The organism is uncultured Parasphingorhabdus sp. (assembly GCF_963975555.1).
Taxonomy (GTDB): domain Bacteria; phylum Pseudomonadota; class Alphaproteobacteria; order Sphingomonadales; family Sphingomonadaceae; genus Parasphingorhabdus.
The window spans coordinates 1,083,271-1,100,437 of sequence record NZ_CAXBHH010000001.1 but is presented as its reverse complement, the minus strand read 5'-3'; the positions used below and the strand labels follow the sequence as shown (position 1 = coordinate 1,100,437).

Sequence of the window (17,167 nt, the reverse complement as noted above, 5' to 3'; positions counted from 1 at the left end):
AGTACAGTGGGGCCCGTCTGAGCCGCGTCGTCCTGATGAAACGTCCTCTAGATGGATGAGATGATTCGGTCAACAGTGCTGACTCAGAATAATGATAATTTTTCTCGAGCGCTGGAAATCTGCGCTGTCGCGCGCATCCCCCTCCGGAATAGCAGCCGGGAACATTGCAGTTTCCGGTCCCTAGTGAAATTTTACGGACAATGCAGCCATTCACCGCATTCAGAGTCGAGAATCGAGAGCAAAATGCGATTCGACGAGAGCCCTGCCCGACTTTTCGATCCGATCTCCAGCACAGCCCAACTGCAATCGCTTCTCAGCGGGGGAGCCTTTTACAGTTGCGGACGAAGAAACCCACTGCCCTGCCGTTCGAACGGGAGAAAGTACGGACGTTCCCAGAAAAACCGATGCAGTGAAGCTGTGCTTCGGCAATCTCCATGGCTTTCTCGTCCGTAAGCGGGAAATAGTGAGCGGTATCAAGGCTGATGGCAATCCGGCTTAAGCGATGCACCGCCCCGGAAATCGGCATGGTTGCGCGCGTGGTCGCCGGTGTTGCCACACGAGATGTTTCAGACAATGCGCGGGGATAAAATCCATAGTAAATCGGAGACATGGCGAAAACGGTGGGGATGAACGAGGAGCGAAACAGGCCGGCATCGACCGCTTAGCGAAAACGCCGGGGAATAGCTAAAGTTGCGGCATCAAAAAGATATACGCGATGCATCTGGACCAAAACCACGGAACTATTTATCATCCGGCGGCAACGGAAGCTGCCCGTGCGGCATTTCCACCTTCACAGGCGCATGACAAAAAGGCTGGCGCATTAATAAGGTAGCGGGAGGACATTATGGGTCAGTTCAAATCATTAGATGGGCAGAACTCGGGCTTTGAAAATAAGCGCGCTGTAATTCTTGGTGGCAGCGGCGCCATCGGCAGTGCGGTTGCAATGACCTTGGCTCGCCGGGGTGCGGAAATCCACCTTGGCGGAAGGTCAGTCGCCTCTGTCGAAAACTCTGCCAAGTGTATCAGAGACGCGGGAGGTACAGTGTTTGCCTTTCAGGCGGACGTACTTGATCCAGATGAACTCGACAGAAAAGCAAGGCAGCTGGCAGAAGACCATGGACCTGTCGACATCGTGCTGAACGCAACCGGGTTCATGCATGATCAGGGTAAGGAAATTGCCGAGATTAGCGCGAAGGAATTTTTGCATGACGTTGAGATATTTCTCGCTGCAGCATTCAACGTCGCGAAGGCTTTCACTCCTCATATGGGAGGCGATAGGCCGGGAGTGATCGTCAGCGTTGTAGCTCCTGCTTCCAAAATGGCGATCCCCGGCCATGTATCGCACATTGTCGCCTGCGCCGGGGTGGAAGCATTTTCCAAAGCGTTGGCCGCTGAACTTGGCCCTCGAAACATCAGATCTGTATGTCTTCGCACTCATGCGATCGTCGACGCTATCGATGCGGGATCCTACACTCTCAATCTGTTCGAACCAAAGGCAAAAGCGCTAGGGCTAACGGTTCCAGAATGGCTGGAAGCGGCGGCCCAGACAACCATGACAAAGCGACTGCCCACGCTCGCTCAGGTTGCCGAGACCATCACGTTCATTGCTTCAGAACATTCCGCCGCCATGACCGGTACGATCGTGAACATGACTGCAGGTGCCATCGTCGACTAGGGCCAGAGTTGAGAAAAAACCCGCAACAGATTTCGCCCGATATCGGAGCAAAGAGGGCGAGACGTTCGGCTCATAGGAACATGAAAGCGGGCACAGTCGATATCATAACATGGCTACAAACTTGATCGAATGCTCCGATTACTGACTAAATTTGGAAAAATCTTCGAGCCATGGCCCGGCCACTTTCCATTTCCGCCGCCAGACAAAAGGAGATTGCCCGACATAACGTCTGAATAATCGCGATAAATGCGACTGGTCGGTTAGACCGCAGGCGCAAGAAATTTGGCTTAGCGTTTCGTCGGACATGAGCATAAGTTTCTGCGCCCTACGGACACGTTGACGCATTATGAAATTATGAGGTGTTTCCCCGATCGATACCTTAAACGCTCGCGAAAAATGGCCAGGGCTGAGTTGCGCCAGATCCGCCAGCGCCTCGATAACGATATTGGCATCCAGGTGATCTTCAACATGTTTCATCACCCGGCGCAATTGCCAAGATGCAAGACCTCCGCTGACGAGCCCGCCTTGTTTTACAATAGCGCCTGATGTTGGCAACAAAATATGCTCATAGGCGGCCTCGCATATCTCGGGGGCAAGCAATTCCAGTAGTTGGTCGAGATAGCACCGTACAATGTCTGGATCGCCATCAAGTGCATTTCTCGCGTTTGCCACCAAAAGCGCAGCGCTTTCTGTCGAATGTCTGTAACTGCCAATTTGCGCCAGAAAGCTATGGTCGATGGTAGTCGCAGCCGGAAAATACATTGGAGACCTCCTCATTGCCCAGTGCTGAAAATCTACCAAATTGGATTTTTATTTCCCAGCCTCGGGCGAGGCGAAGTCTTCCCCCTCTTTAGAGGGGTAGAAAGGCAACCATTTTGCCAGTTTATGCCACCATGAGAAATTGGCTGCCGTATCGGAATAAGCAATACTGGCAGGTATCGTGATGCATATGGCAGTTCCTCCTCCTGCGGGCACATTGATCACAAAACCCCCGCCAATGCGGTACGAACGCTCGCGCATGCCGACTAGCCCAAAATGCCCAGCCCGTCCCAGCGCTTCGCGGATAGACGGAGATATTCCGATACCATTGTCCTGGATTGTGATGGTAAGAACCGTCAGGCCGTAGTTGATCGTGACCGACGCTTCCGCCGCTCGCGCATGGCGGCCAATGTTAATCAGCGCTTCTTTGACGATGGCTGCGATTTCTGTCGCGATAGTCGGACAAATTTCTATGACGCTTCCCTCAGATGTTACTGAAAGGGGAATGCCAGTAAATTCCTGGTAAGAACGAAGCAATTCTTCCAAATTGCCTGTCTTGATTTGTGAGCGCAGGTCCAATACCCGATCCCGCCCCTCGATCAGCACATCGTCACCATGCTCTAGCGCTTTTTCCAGCTCTGCTCGCGCAGCCGCGCCAGTATCGAACCTATCGGCGACCGCTTGAAATCGCAGCATCAAGCCGTGCACGCCCTGCAGCAAGGTATCGTGAAGTTCGCGCGCAATCCTCTCCCGTTCGGCAACCTGTGTTTCGATCCTAGCGCGCGTTCGATCGGCGGTCGCACGTATTCTACGGCGATAAAACAGCCAGCCGACGTAGCCGAGCGCAACAATACAAAGGGTGAAAAACCAGCCTGTTTGGTAAAATGCCGGGGCAATGGTGAAATTGAGCCGCGCGCCTTTCACATTCCAGACTTCATCATTATTGGAACCTGTCACGCGGAATGCATATTCTCCTGGCGCGAGATTGGTATATACGGCTTGCCGAGCGTTGCCCGCTTCGACCCAATCTTGATCTACCCCATCCAGCCGGTAGCGGAACCGGTTTGCCGTCGCATCGGTAAGGCTGAGCGCTGTATAGCCTACTTCGATCCTGTTCGTTCCGATAGGAAGGTGCAAATCCCCGTTTGATATTGAACGCGCTGTACCGTTCGCCTGAAACGAACGTATGATAACCGGTGGAGCCAACGCATTGTGCACAAGTCGGGCGGGGTCAATGAATGCGAGCCCAAGATTAGTTGCAAACCAGAGGCGGCCGCGCTCGTCCTGTGCGATATCATTTGTGTCATAGGCGCTCATTCGGCCTCTAAACCCCTCTTGATATCCAAACGTTCTATACGGCAACTCGATACCGGGTTCATCGAAAGCGGCTGCAAGTTTTTCCGTAGGGATTGCCACGATACCGGCCGCTCCGATAATCCAGCTGCGCCCCTCGCTGGTCTGGAGAATGCCGGTTACGTTTGCAAGAAAGGGATAGTCCTTCGTCGTGAGTGAGGTGAAATTTCCATTTTCGTATCGGGCAATTCCAAACTCGCCACCAAATATAAAGCCTGACGATGTTGAAACGCTCGTCTTAATGAAACCGATGCTTATATTAGAACCGGCCCAGATCTTCTTCACGCTATTCCCGCTCACCTGGATCAGGTCGCGCAGCGCAAGATAAACCAGAAGTCCGCCATTATTGTCTGAGCGCAACATCGTGCTGGCCAGATTGGAACGACCAATCGCACCAGTAGCTGGTTTCAATGTGGTTCCGGAAACTCGAAAGAGTTCCTGTTTGCCGGTCCAAAACGTACCGCTATCATCCGCAGCGCACACCACCAATGCAGTATTCTGCAGGTCTTTAGGCTTCGTCAATCGTCGAGGGCCATTCGGCCCCACCAGAAAATCACCATTTGCGGTCAAGACGAGCAGCTCGCGGCCATTGTCACATAATGCCCCCGTCAATTTGGCCGGAAAGATCAATTTTGGCTCTGTAATATTTTTGCCAAGCCTGTAGATTCCTGAGACACCTGCAAAATGAACGAATGGATTTGTTGGACCGGTTAATGTGAAGCCGCTCATCATTCCTTCTTTGAATGATGTTTGCGCTACGTCGTTTGCCGAGAACCGGTCCAATCCAAAACGGGTTCCGATCCAGAGGTTCCCTTCACGATCTTCCAGGACCGATAATGTTTGCAAGGATGTTAGGCCTTGCTCGGTACCAAAAGTTTCGGCCCTGTATATATTTTCCGAGAGACCTTGTTTACCCAACGCCGGAATACGGGTGATTCCACCCGCTTGGCCGGTGATCCAGAGGCTTCCGTCCCTGTCGAACTGCATGCGGCGTAGCTCGAATACTTCGTTTGACCGCTGCAGGTTGGCAATCGGGCTTTTGCGATCAAAACGCTGCAGCCCTGTATCATCGCCTAACCATATTCGACCGTTCGGATCTTGCGCGAGCGCTGCGGAAAATTCGGCTGTTCTTCCGATTGGAAAGAATTTGTCTTTGGTTGAATCAAATTTCAAAACGGTTCTGAAAAGTGCGATAAAAAGTCCGCCATCAGCAACAGGCAACAAGGATTGTACAGGTTCTTGAAGGATTCCCTTTCCTACATCGAACATCTCCCAACGACCATTCAGCAGACGACCAACCACATTTGCGGCGTAGCTATTGGATGCAAACCAAATGGCGCCATCGCTTCCCTCGACCATGGCCTGGACACTGCCTTTGGCAGGCCATGGATTGGCGTCCCGAAGTTTTCCGTTGCGCAACAGTCCGATGCCACCATAATCGTAACCCACCCAGACATCTCCGTTGCGGGCAGCGAGAACGGCGGTGATCTGAAGCGAACGACCGGTATCAGCGTCAACCGGTTCGAACCTTTCAAAGATCAATCCGTCGAACCGGTAGAGGCCGGTAGATGTGCCAAGCCACAGGAACCCGTCCCTACCTTGCGCCATCGCCAGGATATTTCCTGGCGCACCGTCACCAATAGTCCAGCTCGTATGCCGTAACTGGACCAAAGGCCGGTCTGGATTGAGCGCCGATACTGGCGCCGAAATCACCAGAAGAAATAGGGTGCTCCATGAAAGCACAGATAATTTGAGCCAGAAAATCTTTGCTTTTTTACTTCGCCATCGGACGTTCGCCTGGGCTTCTGTCATTCTACAATTCAATGATACCGCGCCTTGCGGCAATAGTGACCGCGTGCGTGCGGTCAGAAGCTCTGAGCTTGGCAAAGATTGCTTTCATATAGCCTTTGACCGTGACTTCAACGACACCAAGCTTTCCAGCGATCTGCTTGTTTGAATTGCCATCGGCAGCGAGTTTGAGAACACTGGTTTCTCGTTCGGTCAGAGTGTCATCAATGACGTGAAACGCGATTCCGGCGGCGACTTCCGCGCTAAGGTGTTTTCCACCCTCGTGAACCGAACGGATAGCATCCAAAAGTTCTCTTCGCAGGCTATTTTTCAGCAGATAGCCGGACGCGCCAGCTCGAAGTGCCCGCAGAGCCTGACTATCGCCCGCATAGGTTGTCAACACAATGATCCGCACGGTCGGCCAGTGTTTTTTCATCGCCTCGATCGTTGCAACCCCGCCCATGCCGGGCATTTGCAGATCCATCAGCACGACATCGGGCCGATCTGTCGCATACATTTCCAGAGCCTCTTCACCAGACTCCGCTTCTGATACTAATTTCAAATCGGATTGGGCGTCGATTATCGCCCGCAGTCCTTCTCGCAAAAAAAGATGGTCGTCTACCACCATAACTTTAATTGGCGTTGACCCCATGCGAGCGTCCTAGAGTTTGGTTCGCGAGTTTTTACTCTAACCAGTCAATCGAGTAAACTGAATAGCAGTGCCTCCACCGCCTTCTACTCCGCAAATTTGGATAAGCCAGTCAGAAAATATCAGCTACGTCCTCGAAACCGCTCGGATTGATACGGAATACCTGGCGATGTAACGCCCGAGCCAGCCTTCTGAAGGAGCTGGTTGAGGAACGGATTCCCAATGAGCGGGAACCGTTGTGTCTAGCCCAATTCCAGCTTTTTCTGCATCACTCTCTCCAGCCGCCTGTCCGGCACAAGCCACGCAATCGTTGTGAGCACGTAGCCCGAAATAGCTAACAGCGGGTGGTAGAACGAAAATAGGGTCGAAACTGCGTAGGCCGAAACGCTGAACCAACTTTTCCGGTCTCGCCCGATCGCACGGGATAGGGCAAAATCATTTTGCTCGCACGCCAGAATGAAATGTCTTGTTGCCATCCAGGATGCCGAGGCCATCGTTAACACGACGCCATAACCTGCCGCGGCGCTCGTGGAGAAGTCTGATGCATCAAGCCAACGGATCATGAAGGGCAAAAGCGATAGCCAGAACAATAACACGAGATTGCTCCATAACACGCGTCCGTCGATCCTGTCGGCCACTTGGAATAAATGGTGGTGGTTGCTCCAATATATTCCAACATTCACAAAGCTCAGCACATAGGCGAACATGATGGGTGCTAGGGCGCTAAGGTCAGACAACCGCCCGCCGACAGGAACGTTTAGCTCAAGCACCATTATGGTGATGACAATGGCCAATACACCATCGGTAAAAGCCTCTAGTCGGTAAGTCGGCATGTTCAGGGCACTCGCTCAATAAGGTCGATTGACGTGGGCGGATTGATTCCGAGCAGCTTCGGCCCACCATTCTAGATCGGCAGAAAATCGCAGAAAGGCTCGATCGAGTGACGCACCAGCCTTGCCGGTGCTATTGCCTGCCACGTCGAGTGTATCCGCTATGGGACCAACGGCAAGACTCGAAGAAATCGTAACCATCCCCATCTCTGACAATGTCGGATGCCATGAGCTTGCCGCACGCACTCCAGCAAGTCGGCCAGCCGAATAGCTAGCGATTGCGGCGGGTCGCCAGAACCACTCTTCCAGGAAATGGTCGGTGAGGTTTTTCAGTCCAGGCTGAATACCCCAGTTATATTCACCCGTAACGAATATAAAACCATCAGCTTGCTTGATCGAAGTCGCTAGCGCTTCCATGTTTATGGGCGCATCACCCGCCCGATATTCCTTGTACATCCGGTCGAGCATCGGGAGGCCGACAGCCTGCGCATCAATAAGTTCGACTTCATGCTCACGATCGCGAAGCCGCCTGACCAGATAATCCGCTAATCTAATCCCCATCCGGTCACGTCGATAGGATCCGTAGAAAACAAGTAATTTTAACATAAGCTACCTCCATGGTTCGAAGTCTGCGCCCGTATATCGCAGGTTTCTAGATCAAATTCCGGATGGGTTGATTTTATGTGCGGCTGCGACCGATTACCTTCCGATCATACAATAATCGATCACCGGTTGAGGGCATCTTTGGGTCGATAATTCAGCACCACAAAGGATAATATGATGCCCAAAGCCACTCCCGTTCCAAGCAAATCACTACTCAATCCTGATAATCATACATTGGTAATGATAGATTTTCAGCCGCAGATGGCGTTTGCAACAAGGTCCATTGATCCCACCTTGTTACGCAATAATGCTGCACTGGTATCAGAGGCGGCAAAAATTTTTGCTGTGTCGACGATTTTGACTACGGTTGCGGAGAAAAGCTTCTCCGGGCCTATGTTTTCTGAAATCACCGATGTTTTATCCGATCTTTCACTGTTCGACCGCACGTCGATGAACACATGGGAAGACAGTGCAGTGATCGATGAGGTAAACCGAATTGGCAAACCGCGCATTATTTTCGCGGGACTGTGGACCAGCGTCTGTATCGTAGGTCCCGTTTTATCAGCAATTGATCAAGGGTTTGAAGCATATTTCATCGCAGATGCCTGCGGAGACGTGTCGAATGAAGCCCATGATCATGCTGTGCAGAGGATGATACAGCAAGGAGCAATTCCTTTGACCTCAGTCCAGTATATTTTAGAACTGCAACGCGATTGGGCCCGCACAGAAACCTATGAAGCAACGACTGGTGCCGCTCAGAAACTGGCAGGAGCCTACGGTATTGGCATCACATACGCCAAAGCAATGTTTAACGCTTCCGAGGGCTCTCACTAAACGGATGGGGGAGGTTCACGCGCGAACCTCCCCACCTCAGCCGTGCGGAAAATTCAAAGAGAAGGATGGGATATCATGAAATCATATATGATAGCATTGGGGATCGGCCTGCTTGTAGGCTTGCTTTACGGTGTATTCCAGGTCCGATCGCCAGCGCCGCCGGTTATCGCGCTTGTGGGTCTGCTAGGCATGCTCATCGGCGAGCAGATCACCCCCATAGCGATGAAGTTCATGCGAGGGGAAGGCGTGACAGAATTCGTCCAGGAAGACTGCGTCCGGCACGTATTCGGGCGACTCCCAAGCCATGATAAAATTTATCCCGATTGTCCGGAAAGCAAAAGTTGACGGGCACCACCCGACGACGGCTCGGTTGTCGGAGCCGTCACGATTGCAGCCCCTTGCCACTCGCTACTCACCAGCCATTGGAGGCACGCCATGCCCAAATCTGATCTCATCATTTACAATGCTCGCATATCTACGTTGGATCGGGAGAATCCGCTGGCAGAAGCAGTTGCGATTCGCGACGGACACTTCCTCGTCGTTGGCTCGGAACAGGAAGTGCGCGAAGCTTCTCCAGATGCCCAAGAACTCGACGCGGGCGGACGCCGTTTGATTCCTGGGCTGATCGACAGTCACACCCATGTGATCCGCGGCGGGTTAAATTATAATATGGAACTTCGCTGGGATGGCGTCCCCAGTCTATCGGAAGCGATGACGATGTTGCGCCGCCAAGTCCAGAATACACCACCTCCACAATGGGTTCGAGTCATTGGCGGTTTTACGGAACATCAATTTGCTGAAAAACGGCTCCCTACCATCGCAGAGATCAACGCTGCCGCTCCGGACACACCGGTATTCATTTTGCACCTATATGACCGCGCTTTGCTGAACGCTGCAGCCCTGCGCGCGGTAGGATATACGAAAGACACACCCAACCCGCCCGGAGGCGAGATCGTCCGCGATGCATCAGGGGAACCTACCGGCCTGCTAATAGCGCAACCCAATGCGACGATCCTCTATGCGACACTGGCTCGAGGGCCAAAACTTCCGCCCGAATACCAGCTCAATTCATCACGCCATTTTATGCGCGAACTTAACGCGCTTGGAATCACTAGCGTGATTGACGCCGGCGGCGGGTTCCAAAATTATCCCGACGATTACGAAATAATTGAAAAGCTGCATGCGGACGGCCAACTTTCCGTTCGAATTAGTTACAATCTATTCACTCAAAAACCCAAGGAGGAGATGGCCGATTTTTCTGGATGGGTAAAACAGGTGTCACCCGGGCGAGGCGATGATACTTACCGGCACAATGGCGCGGGTGAGATGTTAGTCTATTCCGCCGCCGATTTTGAAGACTTCCGTCAGCCGCGACCCGATATGCCGCCGGGCATGGAGGAAGATTTGGAACCAGTCATTCGTCTACTGGCAGAGAACCGTTGGCCATGGCGTCTACACGCAACATATGACCAGACAATCGATCGGGCCCTTGATGTTTATGAAAAGGTCAATCGAGACATTCCCCTGACCGGAATTAACTGGTTTTTTGACCATGCCGAAACGATCAGCGATCGCAACATTGACCGGATTGCAGCGCTTGGCGGTGGAATTGCGGTTCAGCATCGGATGGCATTTCAGGGCGAAGATTTTACCACGCGCTATGGTGCGCGTGCCGCCGAACGAACGCCGCCAATTGCGCGGATGATCGCGGCGGGAATTCCTGTAGGCGCGGGTACGGATGCCACTCGTGTCGCCAGTTATAACCCTTGGGTATCGCTATCCTGGTTAGTGACTGGAAAAACCGTGGGTGGATTGCGAATATATCCCGGTGCCAACCGCGTTAGCCGCGAAAAGGCACTGCGTATGTGGACACACGAAAATACCTGGTTTTCAAGCGAAGTGGGTAAGAAGGGCCAGATTCGTGCAGGCCAACTCGCCGACCTGTCGCTTCTTTCCGACGATTATTTTTCCGTCCCCGAAGACGAGATTGTCCATTTGCGCTCGGTTCTGACTATGTTGGGTGGTGCAGTGGTACACGGCGAAGGCAATTATTCTCGGCTGGCTCCGGACTTGCCGCCAGCGATGCCAGACTGGTCGCCCGTCGCCCATTTCGGCGGTCATTACCGCAAGTCAGAGGTCTCGGAAAAACTTGCATCTGCATGTGGTTGCTCTGCAGCATGCGGCGTACATGGCCACGATCATGCCGCTGCATTGGGCAGATCTGTTCCAACGGCAGATGTTCAGACATTTTGGGGCGCATTAGGTTGCGGCTGTTGGGCCGTGTGACCATGACTGGCAAAGACACTCATGGAGGAATCTGGTCTGATCCGGTTATCGTCTCCGCAATATTAAACCAGCCGATAACATTGTTTCTTGCGAGACTGCTTTTGGTTGGCGCATATTTGATCGGCGGATTTACAAATTTGATGGATTGGCCAACTGCGGTGGCCGAGCAGGCACATTTTGGGATCCCTCTTCCTGCTATAGCGGCAGCATTGACCATCTTTATCGAATTGGCTGGATCGACAATGGTGCTGACCAATCGTCTAGCATGGCTGGGAGCGGCCATGCTCGGGACTTTTACGGTGCTTGCAGCCTTTATCGCCAATCCGTTCTGGATGTTGCACGGACAGGAACAATTTGCTGCGAGCAATGCCTTCTTTGAACATATTGGCTTAGCCGGCGCATTCTTACTGGCCGCCATCCTGGCTGCGCGTCTTGATCATGCGGCTACGTAGCTCACGCATGTTCTCGGCTTTATAAGTTTTGTCTCAAGGTTGCGGAGAAAGACCTGTGCGCTTTTTTTCCTATCGGCTCGGCCCTTTTAGAAACCGATTTCCGCACCGAAACAAGGTGATCTAATGAAGAATGCTGCTCAAACTACTCCGCCATTGGCGCAACTGCTCTTGATTCTGTCGTTCACGACCGGACTCGTGGATGCGATCAGCGTGCTTGGGCTTGGGAAGGTGTTTACGGCCAATATGACCGGGAATATCGTCTTTCTGGGCTTCGCCGTTGCTGATGCGCCGGGATTTTCTGTTGCCCCTTATCTGTTGGCAATTGCCTGCTTCCTGATTGGCGCGGTTGCTGCTGGTCTTGCCGGTTCGCGGCTGAAGCCCGGTCCCTTACGCCGCTGGTTGAACCTCTCTGCGGTTATAGAAGCAGCGCTGCTATGGATAGCAGCAGCTGTCGCGATCGGCTTCGATGTTGCTGCGCAAGAAACCAAAATCCAACTTTATGCAATTATAGCTTTGACTGCTATCGCTATGGGTTATCGCAATGGTACGATCCGGCAACTCAAAATCCCCGACCTTACAACAACAGTATTAACGCTGACGCTGACCGGGCTTGCCGCAGATTCTAGGATCGCCGGCGGATCAAACCCGAACTGGTTACGCCGTTGCGCGGCTGTCCTGTGCATTTTTGCTGGGGCTGCAACTGGCGCAACTCTGGTTCTAATATACGGCCTAGCGATACCGTTGGCGCTGACTGGTATGATTATTTTGTGCAGTACGCTGCTGTTTTCGGTCCATCCTAAAAGCGGGCAAAGCGGGTTCACCGAACCCCGTGGCTGAAACCGCGCTACTCAAGCATCAAACAGATCAAAATTACCGAGTTCGCTGACCATAAGTCCATCGCGGAAAGACACAGGCTGCGATTATGTTTGGTCTCGACTAAAAATATCTGGATTAAACAATAGCTGTGCACGGGACTGAGGCATCTTGGCTTAGAAATTAATTCCAAGGCGCAGGAGTTCCCGCAGATGTCCCAGACCCTCTCTCGTCCCGAACAAGATATGTCGTCTTCCAAACCACCTGAATATGGACGCAGAAAGGTCCTCGTTGGGGTTGGTCGCATTACGGCCTTGGTCGCAGCAACAGCAGCTTTTCAACCCACCGAACTATTCTCCAACACCCTCTCGCCCAGCCCAGCAAAAGGAGCATTTCGCATGACAAACCAGTCTATTGTAACCACCGACGGCGTCTCGATTTTTTATAAAGATTGGGGCCCAACAAATGCGCAGCCAATTGTGTTTCATCACGGCTGGCCATTATCAGCCGATGATTGGGACGCTCAGATGCTCTATTTCTTAGGCAAAGGATATCGTGTGATTGCCCACGATCGTCGCGGACATGGTCGTTCCACTCAAACATGGGAGGGAAATGATATGGATCATTATGCGGCGGATACGGCTGCATTGACCGATCATTTGCGATTGAAAAACGCAATTCATGTAGGGCATTCTACCGGAGGTGGAGAAGTTATCCGCTACGTAGCCCAAGCAAAGCCCGGCCGTGTTGCCAAAGCAGCATTATTGGGCGCTGTCCCCCCAATAATGTTGAAAACAGCTGTAAATCCAGGTGGATTGCCGATGGAGCTATTCGATGGCTTTAGAAGCGCTTTGGCGGAGAACCGCGCTCAGTTCTTTATGGATATACCCAGCGGTCCGTTTTACGGATTCAACCGGCCAAACGCAAAAATATCGCAAGGCCTTATTGAAAATTGGTGGCGCCAAGGCATGATGGGCGGATCAAAAGCCCACTATGATTGCATCAAGGCGTTTTCAGAAACTGATTTCACCGAAGATTTGAAAGCGGTCAAAGTTCCCGTTTTAATCATGCATGGCGAAGATGATCAGATTGTCCCGATTGCCAACTCTGCTCTACTCGCGATTAAATTAGTCTCCGACGGCACATTGAAGACGTACCCCGACTTCCCGCATGGAATGGCCTCGACAAATCCGGATGTGATTAACCGCGATCTGCTCGCGTTTTTCAGAAAGTGACCATTGCGTATGTTGCCCGTCAGCAAGCAATAAGGAGATTGCGTTTTAAAGATTGGTCGGATTGAACGGCAGGTTTTTGCAGCTTATTTCACTCACCGGATCGACCGACATGGGAGACGGCTCACAGTTGATCCCGTCTGATCCGGAACGGAATCTTTTCAGCATTTCAAACGCCCCGGCCAATGCCGAGCAATTGATTGCATCATATTCCCCCTGCCCGCATTATCGTTCTTGCCAACGACCAACCCGAGCAAAGCGGTCATTTTTCACAAAACCTGTGGGAAAGAGGGAAGAATATGCTCCGCAATGAGCTGCAGGAGCGCATCCCGCTTATCAACAGCAACATAGTGTATTGCAAAGCGATAATGTCGACAGAACTATTAGCGGGAAGCGAAGATGACTATCCAGGCCGCACCTTGTCGCGATTTTTGCGGCCCTGACGAACAGGCCTCGATATTCATTGCTCACCCGCACGTTTGCGCTTGGCCGATCGAGCGTAGAGATGCTCGAACTTCCCTATATATAGGCACAGGCCGTTCAACGCCCCATCGCAACCCTCATAATTCTTCCACAGTTCGGATCAATGACGCGTGCTGAAACCCCCATTCAACACGACATCAGGATTGATCCCATTATGCGCATTATCAGGAATACGACTTGTGCTTTTGCCATTGCAACATCGTTGGCCAGCGTTCCCGCTTATGCCGACACGACCATCAACAGCGAAACGACCGACCCGATATTGACGTCGATAGATGGCGATATCATCATAACCGACGGCGGCGTTATCGCGATCGATTCAGGCGTGGCCATTACGGTGGACAGCGACAATGACGTCACCATCGAAGGGCTGGATGAAGATGATTCAAGCGTCGTTGTGGGCGAAATCAACGTCGGAGATGCGGATGATGCGATAGGAATTTTGGTCCAGACCGGTACCGATGCCAATATCTCGAATGTCGGAACGATCACGGTACTGGAAGATTTCGTATCCGAAGATGACGATGCCAACGCGATTGCCGACGGCCCGATTGCCTCTGCCAGCAATCGCTATGGCATCTACGTCGCTGGCGGCGGAACCGCGAGCGGATCGCTGGACAACAGCGGGACCATTACCGTGGAAGGCCTGAATTCCGGGGGAATCGTGGTCGATTCCAGCTATGATGGTTCGATTATCAACACCGGTACGATCACGGTAATCGGCGATAACGGCTATGGCATCAAAGTGAACGACGTTTCGGAGGATGTTACCGTTCGCGGCAGTGTCCAGGTTGTCGGCGACGGGTCGGTAGCCTTTTCTTCGCAGGGAGATATTGACGGCACACTGACCTTTCAGGGAACAGTTCGGCAATTGAGCAGCTATACAAACGACGATAGCGTGACGACGTCGCTGTCCCGGACCGATCTCCGATCCGGTGCAGCTGCGGTCGAGATTACCGGCAATGTGGGTGGCGGTATTCTAGTCGCTGTCGCGCCCGATGACGATGATGACGACAATGATGACGAGGATAATGACGGCATCGAAGACACGCTGGAAGGCACCGGTTACATCGCGTCCACCGGCAATGGTCCGGCGATGCTGATCGGCGGGGCGAGTGATAGTGTTATAGGGAGCGTCGCTGACAATGCTGACGGCTATTCCCTTGTGATCGACGGATCGATTGTCAGCACGGCAAATTACAGTTCCACCGATTCCTTCGGCCTGGTCATTGGCGGGCAAGGTGGCGCTGTTGACGTCACCGGCGGCATCGAACTGGCCGGAACGTTAAAGGCTACAAGTTACGATTCGACCGCAACCGCTCTTCTGATCAATGAAGACTCTACCGTTGATCGCATCGCCGTCTCCGGCACCCTGTCAGCAACGCTCACTTCTACCGGAGAAGGAGAGGTCTATGCGATCAGGGACTTGTCCGGATCGCTGACATCGATCGAAAACTCCGGTTTCATAACGACTTCGGCGTCCAGCGAAGACATTCAGCAAGCGATCGCCGCATCCAGCAACACAACCGGCCTGACGATCATCCAGTATCTCAACGACGAGGACGCGGAAACCAAAGCGGACATCGAAGCGGATCTCGACGACGACGAAACGGATGACACGATTTATACCGCGATCATCGGCGATATCGTGACCGGATCGGGTAATGACCTGATCAGTGCCAGCGCCGGCGTGATTATCGGCGACACCTATTTTAACGCAGGCAATGATACGCTCACCCTGTCGGATGATGCAGCCTATACGGGCGATGTATATTTCGGCACCGGCACCGGGCTAATGACCTTATCCGATGAAGCAACTTTTGTCGGCGACATCGACGGAGCCGGCCAATCCGTTCTTGTGACCCTGAACGACAGCGCAGTTTATACCGGAACCGTCCAGAACGGATCGGGCGTATCTGTCGTCGTCGATGGAGGAACATTCCGTGTCGGCGATGCAAAAACATCCACATTCGACAGCCTGACCGTGGGCTCCGGCGGTACGCTTGGCGTCTATATTGACGGCGAAGAGGGCACCAGTTCGCTATATGAAGTGAACAGCGCGACATTTGAAACGGGAGCGAAAATTGCCACGACAATTTCCTCGCTCGAAAATGCCGACGGAACCTATGTCGTGTTGACCGCATCGCAGATTAACGGCACCCCCGACTTCGATTCCGCGACAACAGAACTGCCCTTCATCTTTGCTGGCGAGACCAGCCTGTCCGGCAATGATCTGGTTCTGGAAATCCGCAGAAAGGCAGCGGAAGAACTGGGGCTGACCGGTACCGGGACCTCCGCATATGACGCGATCCTCACCGCCAGTGCGACAGACGACACGCTGGCGACAAGCTTTCTGCAAATCGAGGATGCCGCGACATTGCAAAGCCAGGTGGATCAGTTTTTACCGGACCACTCCGGCGGCATCTTTGACTTTGCCACCCGCGGGTCGCGGCTGGCCGCCCTGCATATCATGGACGATTCCTCAATCTATGACGTAAGCAATGTTGGCGCATGGATAGAGCCGATCTATTGGGGAAATAAAAAAGATGCCGGCGATGCCGCTTCCTATAAAACCAGCGGCTGGGGCGTATCCATGGGTCTCGAGCGTTGGTCGAAAATAGGAAATCTCGGACTGTCCTATGCCTATACCAGCGGTGATATCGAAAATAACGGCGGTACCGGCATCGTTGACGCTTCGCAGCATGAACTTGGCGCGTTCTGGAGGATGGATAGCGGTCCGCTTTATGCCTTCGGCCGGATATCAGCCTCCTATCTTTCGCTATCCAGCACCCGCTCAATAACCGCAACCGCGGATGACACCGACTATACCGGCACCACAACGGCTGACTGGAATGGCTGGATGGTTTCCGGAACCAGCGGTGTTTCCTATGATCTGGATGTCGGAAGTCGTCTGACCTTCCGCCCCAAGGCTACGCTCGACTATTATCGGTTGCATGAAAGCGGATATGACGAAACCGGCGGTGGCGATGCACTGAACCTCTATGTGGACGGCCGGACCAGCGACTCGGTTACAGCCGCCACGACAGTCGCCGCTGTCTATCGACTGGGCCGTAAACGAAAAGATTCCACGCCCCTGACGTTTGAACTGGAAGGGGGACGCCGGCACCATCTGGCCGGATCGCTCGGCACGACCACCGCCAGTTTCCTCGATGGTGAGGATTTCACCCTGACGCCGGACGGTCTCGACAGCAGCTGGCTGGGCGAAGCGCGCATATTGGCGGGCGGGATGGACTTTACCTGGCAATTGTCCGCGAGAGCCGAAAAAACGGCGGAGAGCGTCGGCTATTCCGCCCGCGCCTCGCTGAGCCTGGCGTTTTAGGAGCCCTCGCCTAAATCCTTGCGGTTGCGCATTCGCGACGCTGGATGCCTGCTACTCCACGATGCCTGTC

At 53.1% G+C, this 17,167-nt stretch carries 14 protein-coding genes; 8 read left to right on the top strand and 6 right to left on the bottom strand.

What is annotated here, in order from left to right:
- Positions 1–313 precede the first annotated feature (313 nt).
- On the bottom strand, positions 314–574 hold the full coding sequence (locus AAC060_RS05430; RefSeq protein WP_339823737.1) for a hypothetical protein: 261 nt from the start codon (positions 572–574) through the stop codon (positions 314–316).
- Positions 575–844: 270 nt separating this feature from the next.
- On the opposite strand from AAC060_RS05430, the gene AAC060_RS05425 reads away from it, so the two are divergent.
- The gene (locus tag AAC060_RS05425; RefSeq protein ID WP_339823734.1) at positions 845–1,675 is read left to right on the top strand and encodes an SDR family oxidoreductase; all 831 of its coding nucleotides are present in this window, start codon (positions 845–847) and stop codon (positions 1,673–1,675) included.
- A 138-nt stretch (positions 1,676–1,813) separates the two neighbouring features.
- Here AAC060_RS05425 and AAC060_RS05420 read toward each other — a convergent pair whose 3' ends face one another.
- The 5 genes from AAC060_RS05420 to AAC060_RS05400 all read right to left on the bottom strand — a co-directional run bounded on the left by AAC060_RS05420 (position 1,814) and on the right by AAC060_RS05400 (position 7,660).
- Positions 1,814–2,437: an AraC family transcriptional regulator gene (locus AAC060_RS05420; RefSeq protein WP_339823731.1), complete on the bottom strand. Its 624-nt coding sequence runs from the start codon at positions 2,435–2,437 to the stop codon at positions 1,814–1,816.
- Between the two features lie 48 nt (positions 2,438–2,485).
- Positions 2,486–5,599, bottom strand: a complete 3,114-nt coding sequence (locus tag AAC060_RS05415) for a two-component regulator propeller domain-containing protein (protein WP_339823728.1) — start codon at positions 5,597–5,599, stop codon at positions 2,486–2,488.
- A 1-nt stretch (position 5,600) separates the two neighbouring features.
- Complete coding sequence (locus AAC060_RS05410) at positions 5,601–6,227, bottom strand: response regulator transcription factor (RefSeq protein ID WP_339823725.1); 627 nt, start codon at positions 6,225–6,227, stop codon at positions 5,601–5,603.
- A gap of 239 nt (positions 6,228–6,466) precedes the next feature.
- Positions 6,467–7,057, bottom strand: a complete 591-nt coding sequence (locus AAC060_RS05405) for a TMEM175 family protein (protein ID WP_339823722.1) — start codon at positions 7,055–7,057, stop codon at positions 6,467–6,469.
- A gap of 15 nt (positions 7,058–7,072) precedes the next feature.
- Positions 7,073–7,660, bottom strand: a complete 588-nt coding sequence (locus AAC060_RS05400; RefSeq protein WP_339823719.1) for an NAD(P)H-dependent oxidoreductase — start codon at positions 7,658–7,660, stop codon at positions 7,073–7,075.
- Positions 7,661–7,831: 171 nt separating this feature from the next.
- Here AAC060_RS05400 and AAC060_RS05395 point away from each other — a divergent pair, with 171 nt between their 5' ends.
- The 7 genes from AAC060_RS05395 (at position 7,832) to AAC060_RS05365 (ending at position 17,097) form a co-directional block, all read left to right on the top strand.
- A complete protein-coding gene (locus tag AAC060_RS05395) occupies positions 7,832–8,491 on the top strand; it encodes a hydrolase (protein ID WP_339823717.1) in 660 nt (219 codons plus the stop codon).
- Positions 8,492–8,566: 75 nt separating this feature from the next.
- Entirely contained in the window at positions 8,567–8,836 is a 270-nt protein-coding gene (locus AAC060_RS05390) for a DUF1427 family protein (protein WP_339823714.1), read from the top strand.
- Positions 8,837–8,926: 90 nt separating this feature from the next.
- The gene (locus AAC060_RS05385; RefSeq protein ID WP_339823712.1) at positions 8,927–10,777 is read left to right on the top strand and encodes an amidohydrolase; all 1,851 of its coding nucleotides are present in this window, start codon (positions 8,927–8,929) and stop codon (positions 10,775–10,777) included.
- Between the two features lie 2 nt (positions 10,778–10,779).
- Entirely contained in the window at positions 10,780–11,229 is a 450-nt protein-coding gene (locus AAC060_RS05380) for a DoxX family protein (RefSeq protein ID WP_339823709.1), read from the top strand.
- Between the two features lie 123 nt (positions 11,230–11,352).
- Entirely contained in the window at positions 11,353–12,066 is a 714-nt protein-coding gene (locus AAC060_RS05375; protein WP_339823706.1) for a YoaK family protein, read from the top strand.
- Positions 12,067–12,440: 374 nt separating this feature from the next.
- Entirely contained in the window at positions 12,441–13,277 is an 837-nt protein-coding gene (locus AAC060_RS05370) for an alpha/beta hydrolase (RefSeq protein WP_339823813.1), read from the top strand.
- A 634-nt stretch (positions 13,278–13,911) separates the two neighbouring features.
- Positions 13,912–17,097 carry an autotransporter domain-containing protein gene (locus AAC060_RS05365; protein WP_339823703.1) on the top strand — a complete coding sequence of 1,062 codons (3,186 nt, stop codon included), beginning with the start codon at positions 13,912–13,914 and terminating at the stop codon, positions 17,095–17,097.
- The last annotated feature ends 70 nt before the right edge of the window (positions 17,098–17,167 follow it).

Bases quoted from the DNA above. Each gene is read 5' to 3' on its own strand.
- AAC060_RS05370 (WP_339823813.1), top strand. From the start codon at position 12,441: ATGACAAACCAGTCTATTGTAACCACCGACGGCGTCTCGATTTTTTAT.
- AAC060_RS05405 (WP_339823722.1), bottom strand. From the start codon at position 7,057: ATGCCGACTTACCGACTAGAGGCTTTTACCGATGGTGTATTGGCCATT.
- AAC060_RS05385 (WP_339823712.1), top strand. From the start codon at position 8,927: ATGCCCAAATCTGATCTCATCATTTACAATGCTCGCATATCTACGTTG.
- AAC060_RS05410 (WP_339823725.1), bottom strand. From the start codon at position 6,227: ATGGGGTCAACGCCAATTAAAGTTATGGTGGTAGACGACCATCTTTTT.
- AAC060_RS05425 (WP_339823734.1), top strand. From the start codon at position 845: ATGGGTCAGTTCAAATCATTAGATGGGCAGAACTCGGGCTTTGAAAAT.
- AAC060_RS05395 (WP_339823717.1), top strand. From the start codon at position 7,832: ATGATGCCCAAAGCCACTCCCGTTCCAAGCAAATCACTACTCAATCCT.
- AAC060_RS05380 (WP_339823709.1), top strand. From the start codon at position 10,780: ATGACTGGCAAAGACACTCATGGAGGAATCTGGTCTGATCCGGTTATC.
- AAC060_RS05420 (WP_339823731.1), bottom strand. From the start codon at position 2,437: ATGTATTTTCCGGCTGCGACTACCATCGACCATAGCTTTCTGGCGCAA.
- AAC060_RS05390 (WP_339823714.1), top strand. From the start codon at position 8,567: ATGAAATCATATATGATAGCATTGGGGATCGGCCTGCTTGTAGGCTTG.
- AAC060_RS05365 (WP_339823703.1), top strand. From the start codon at position 13,912: ATGCGCATTATCAGGAATACGACTTGTGCTTTTGCCATTGCAACATCG.
- AAC060_RS05400 (WP_339823719.1), bottom strand. From the start codon at position 7,660: ATGTTAAAATTACTTGTTTTCTACGGATCCTATCGACGTGACCGGATG.
- AAC060_RS05375 (WP_339823706.1), top strand. From the start codon at position 11,353: ATGAAGAATGCTGCTCAAACTACTCCGCCATTGGCGCAACTGCTCTTG.
- AAC060_RS05415 (WP_339823728.1), bottom strand. From the start codon at position 5,599: ATGACAGAAGCCCAGGCGAACGTCCGATGGCGAAGTAAAAAAGCAAAG.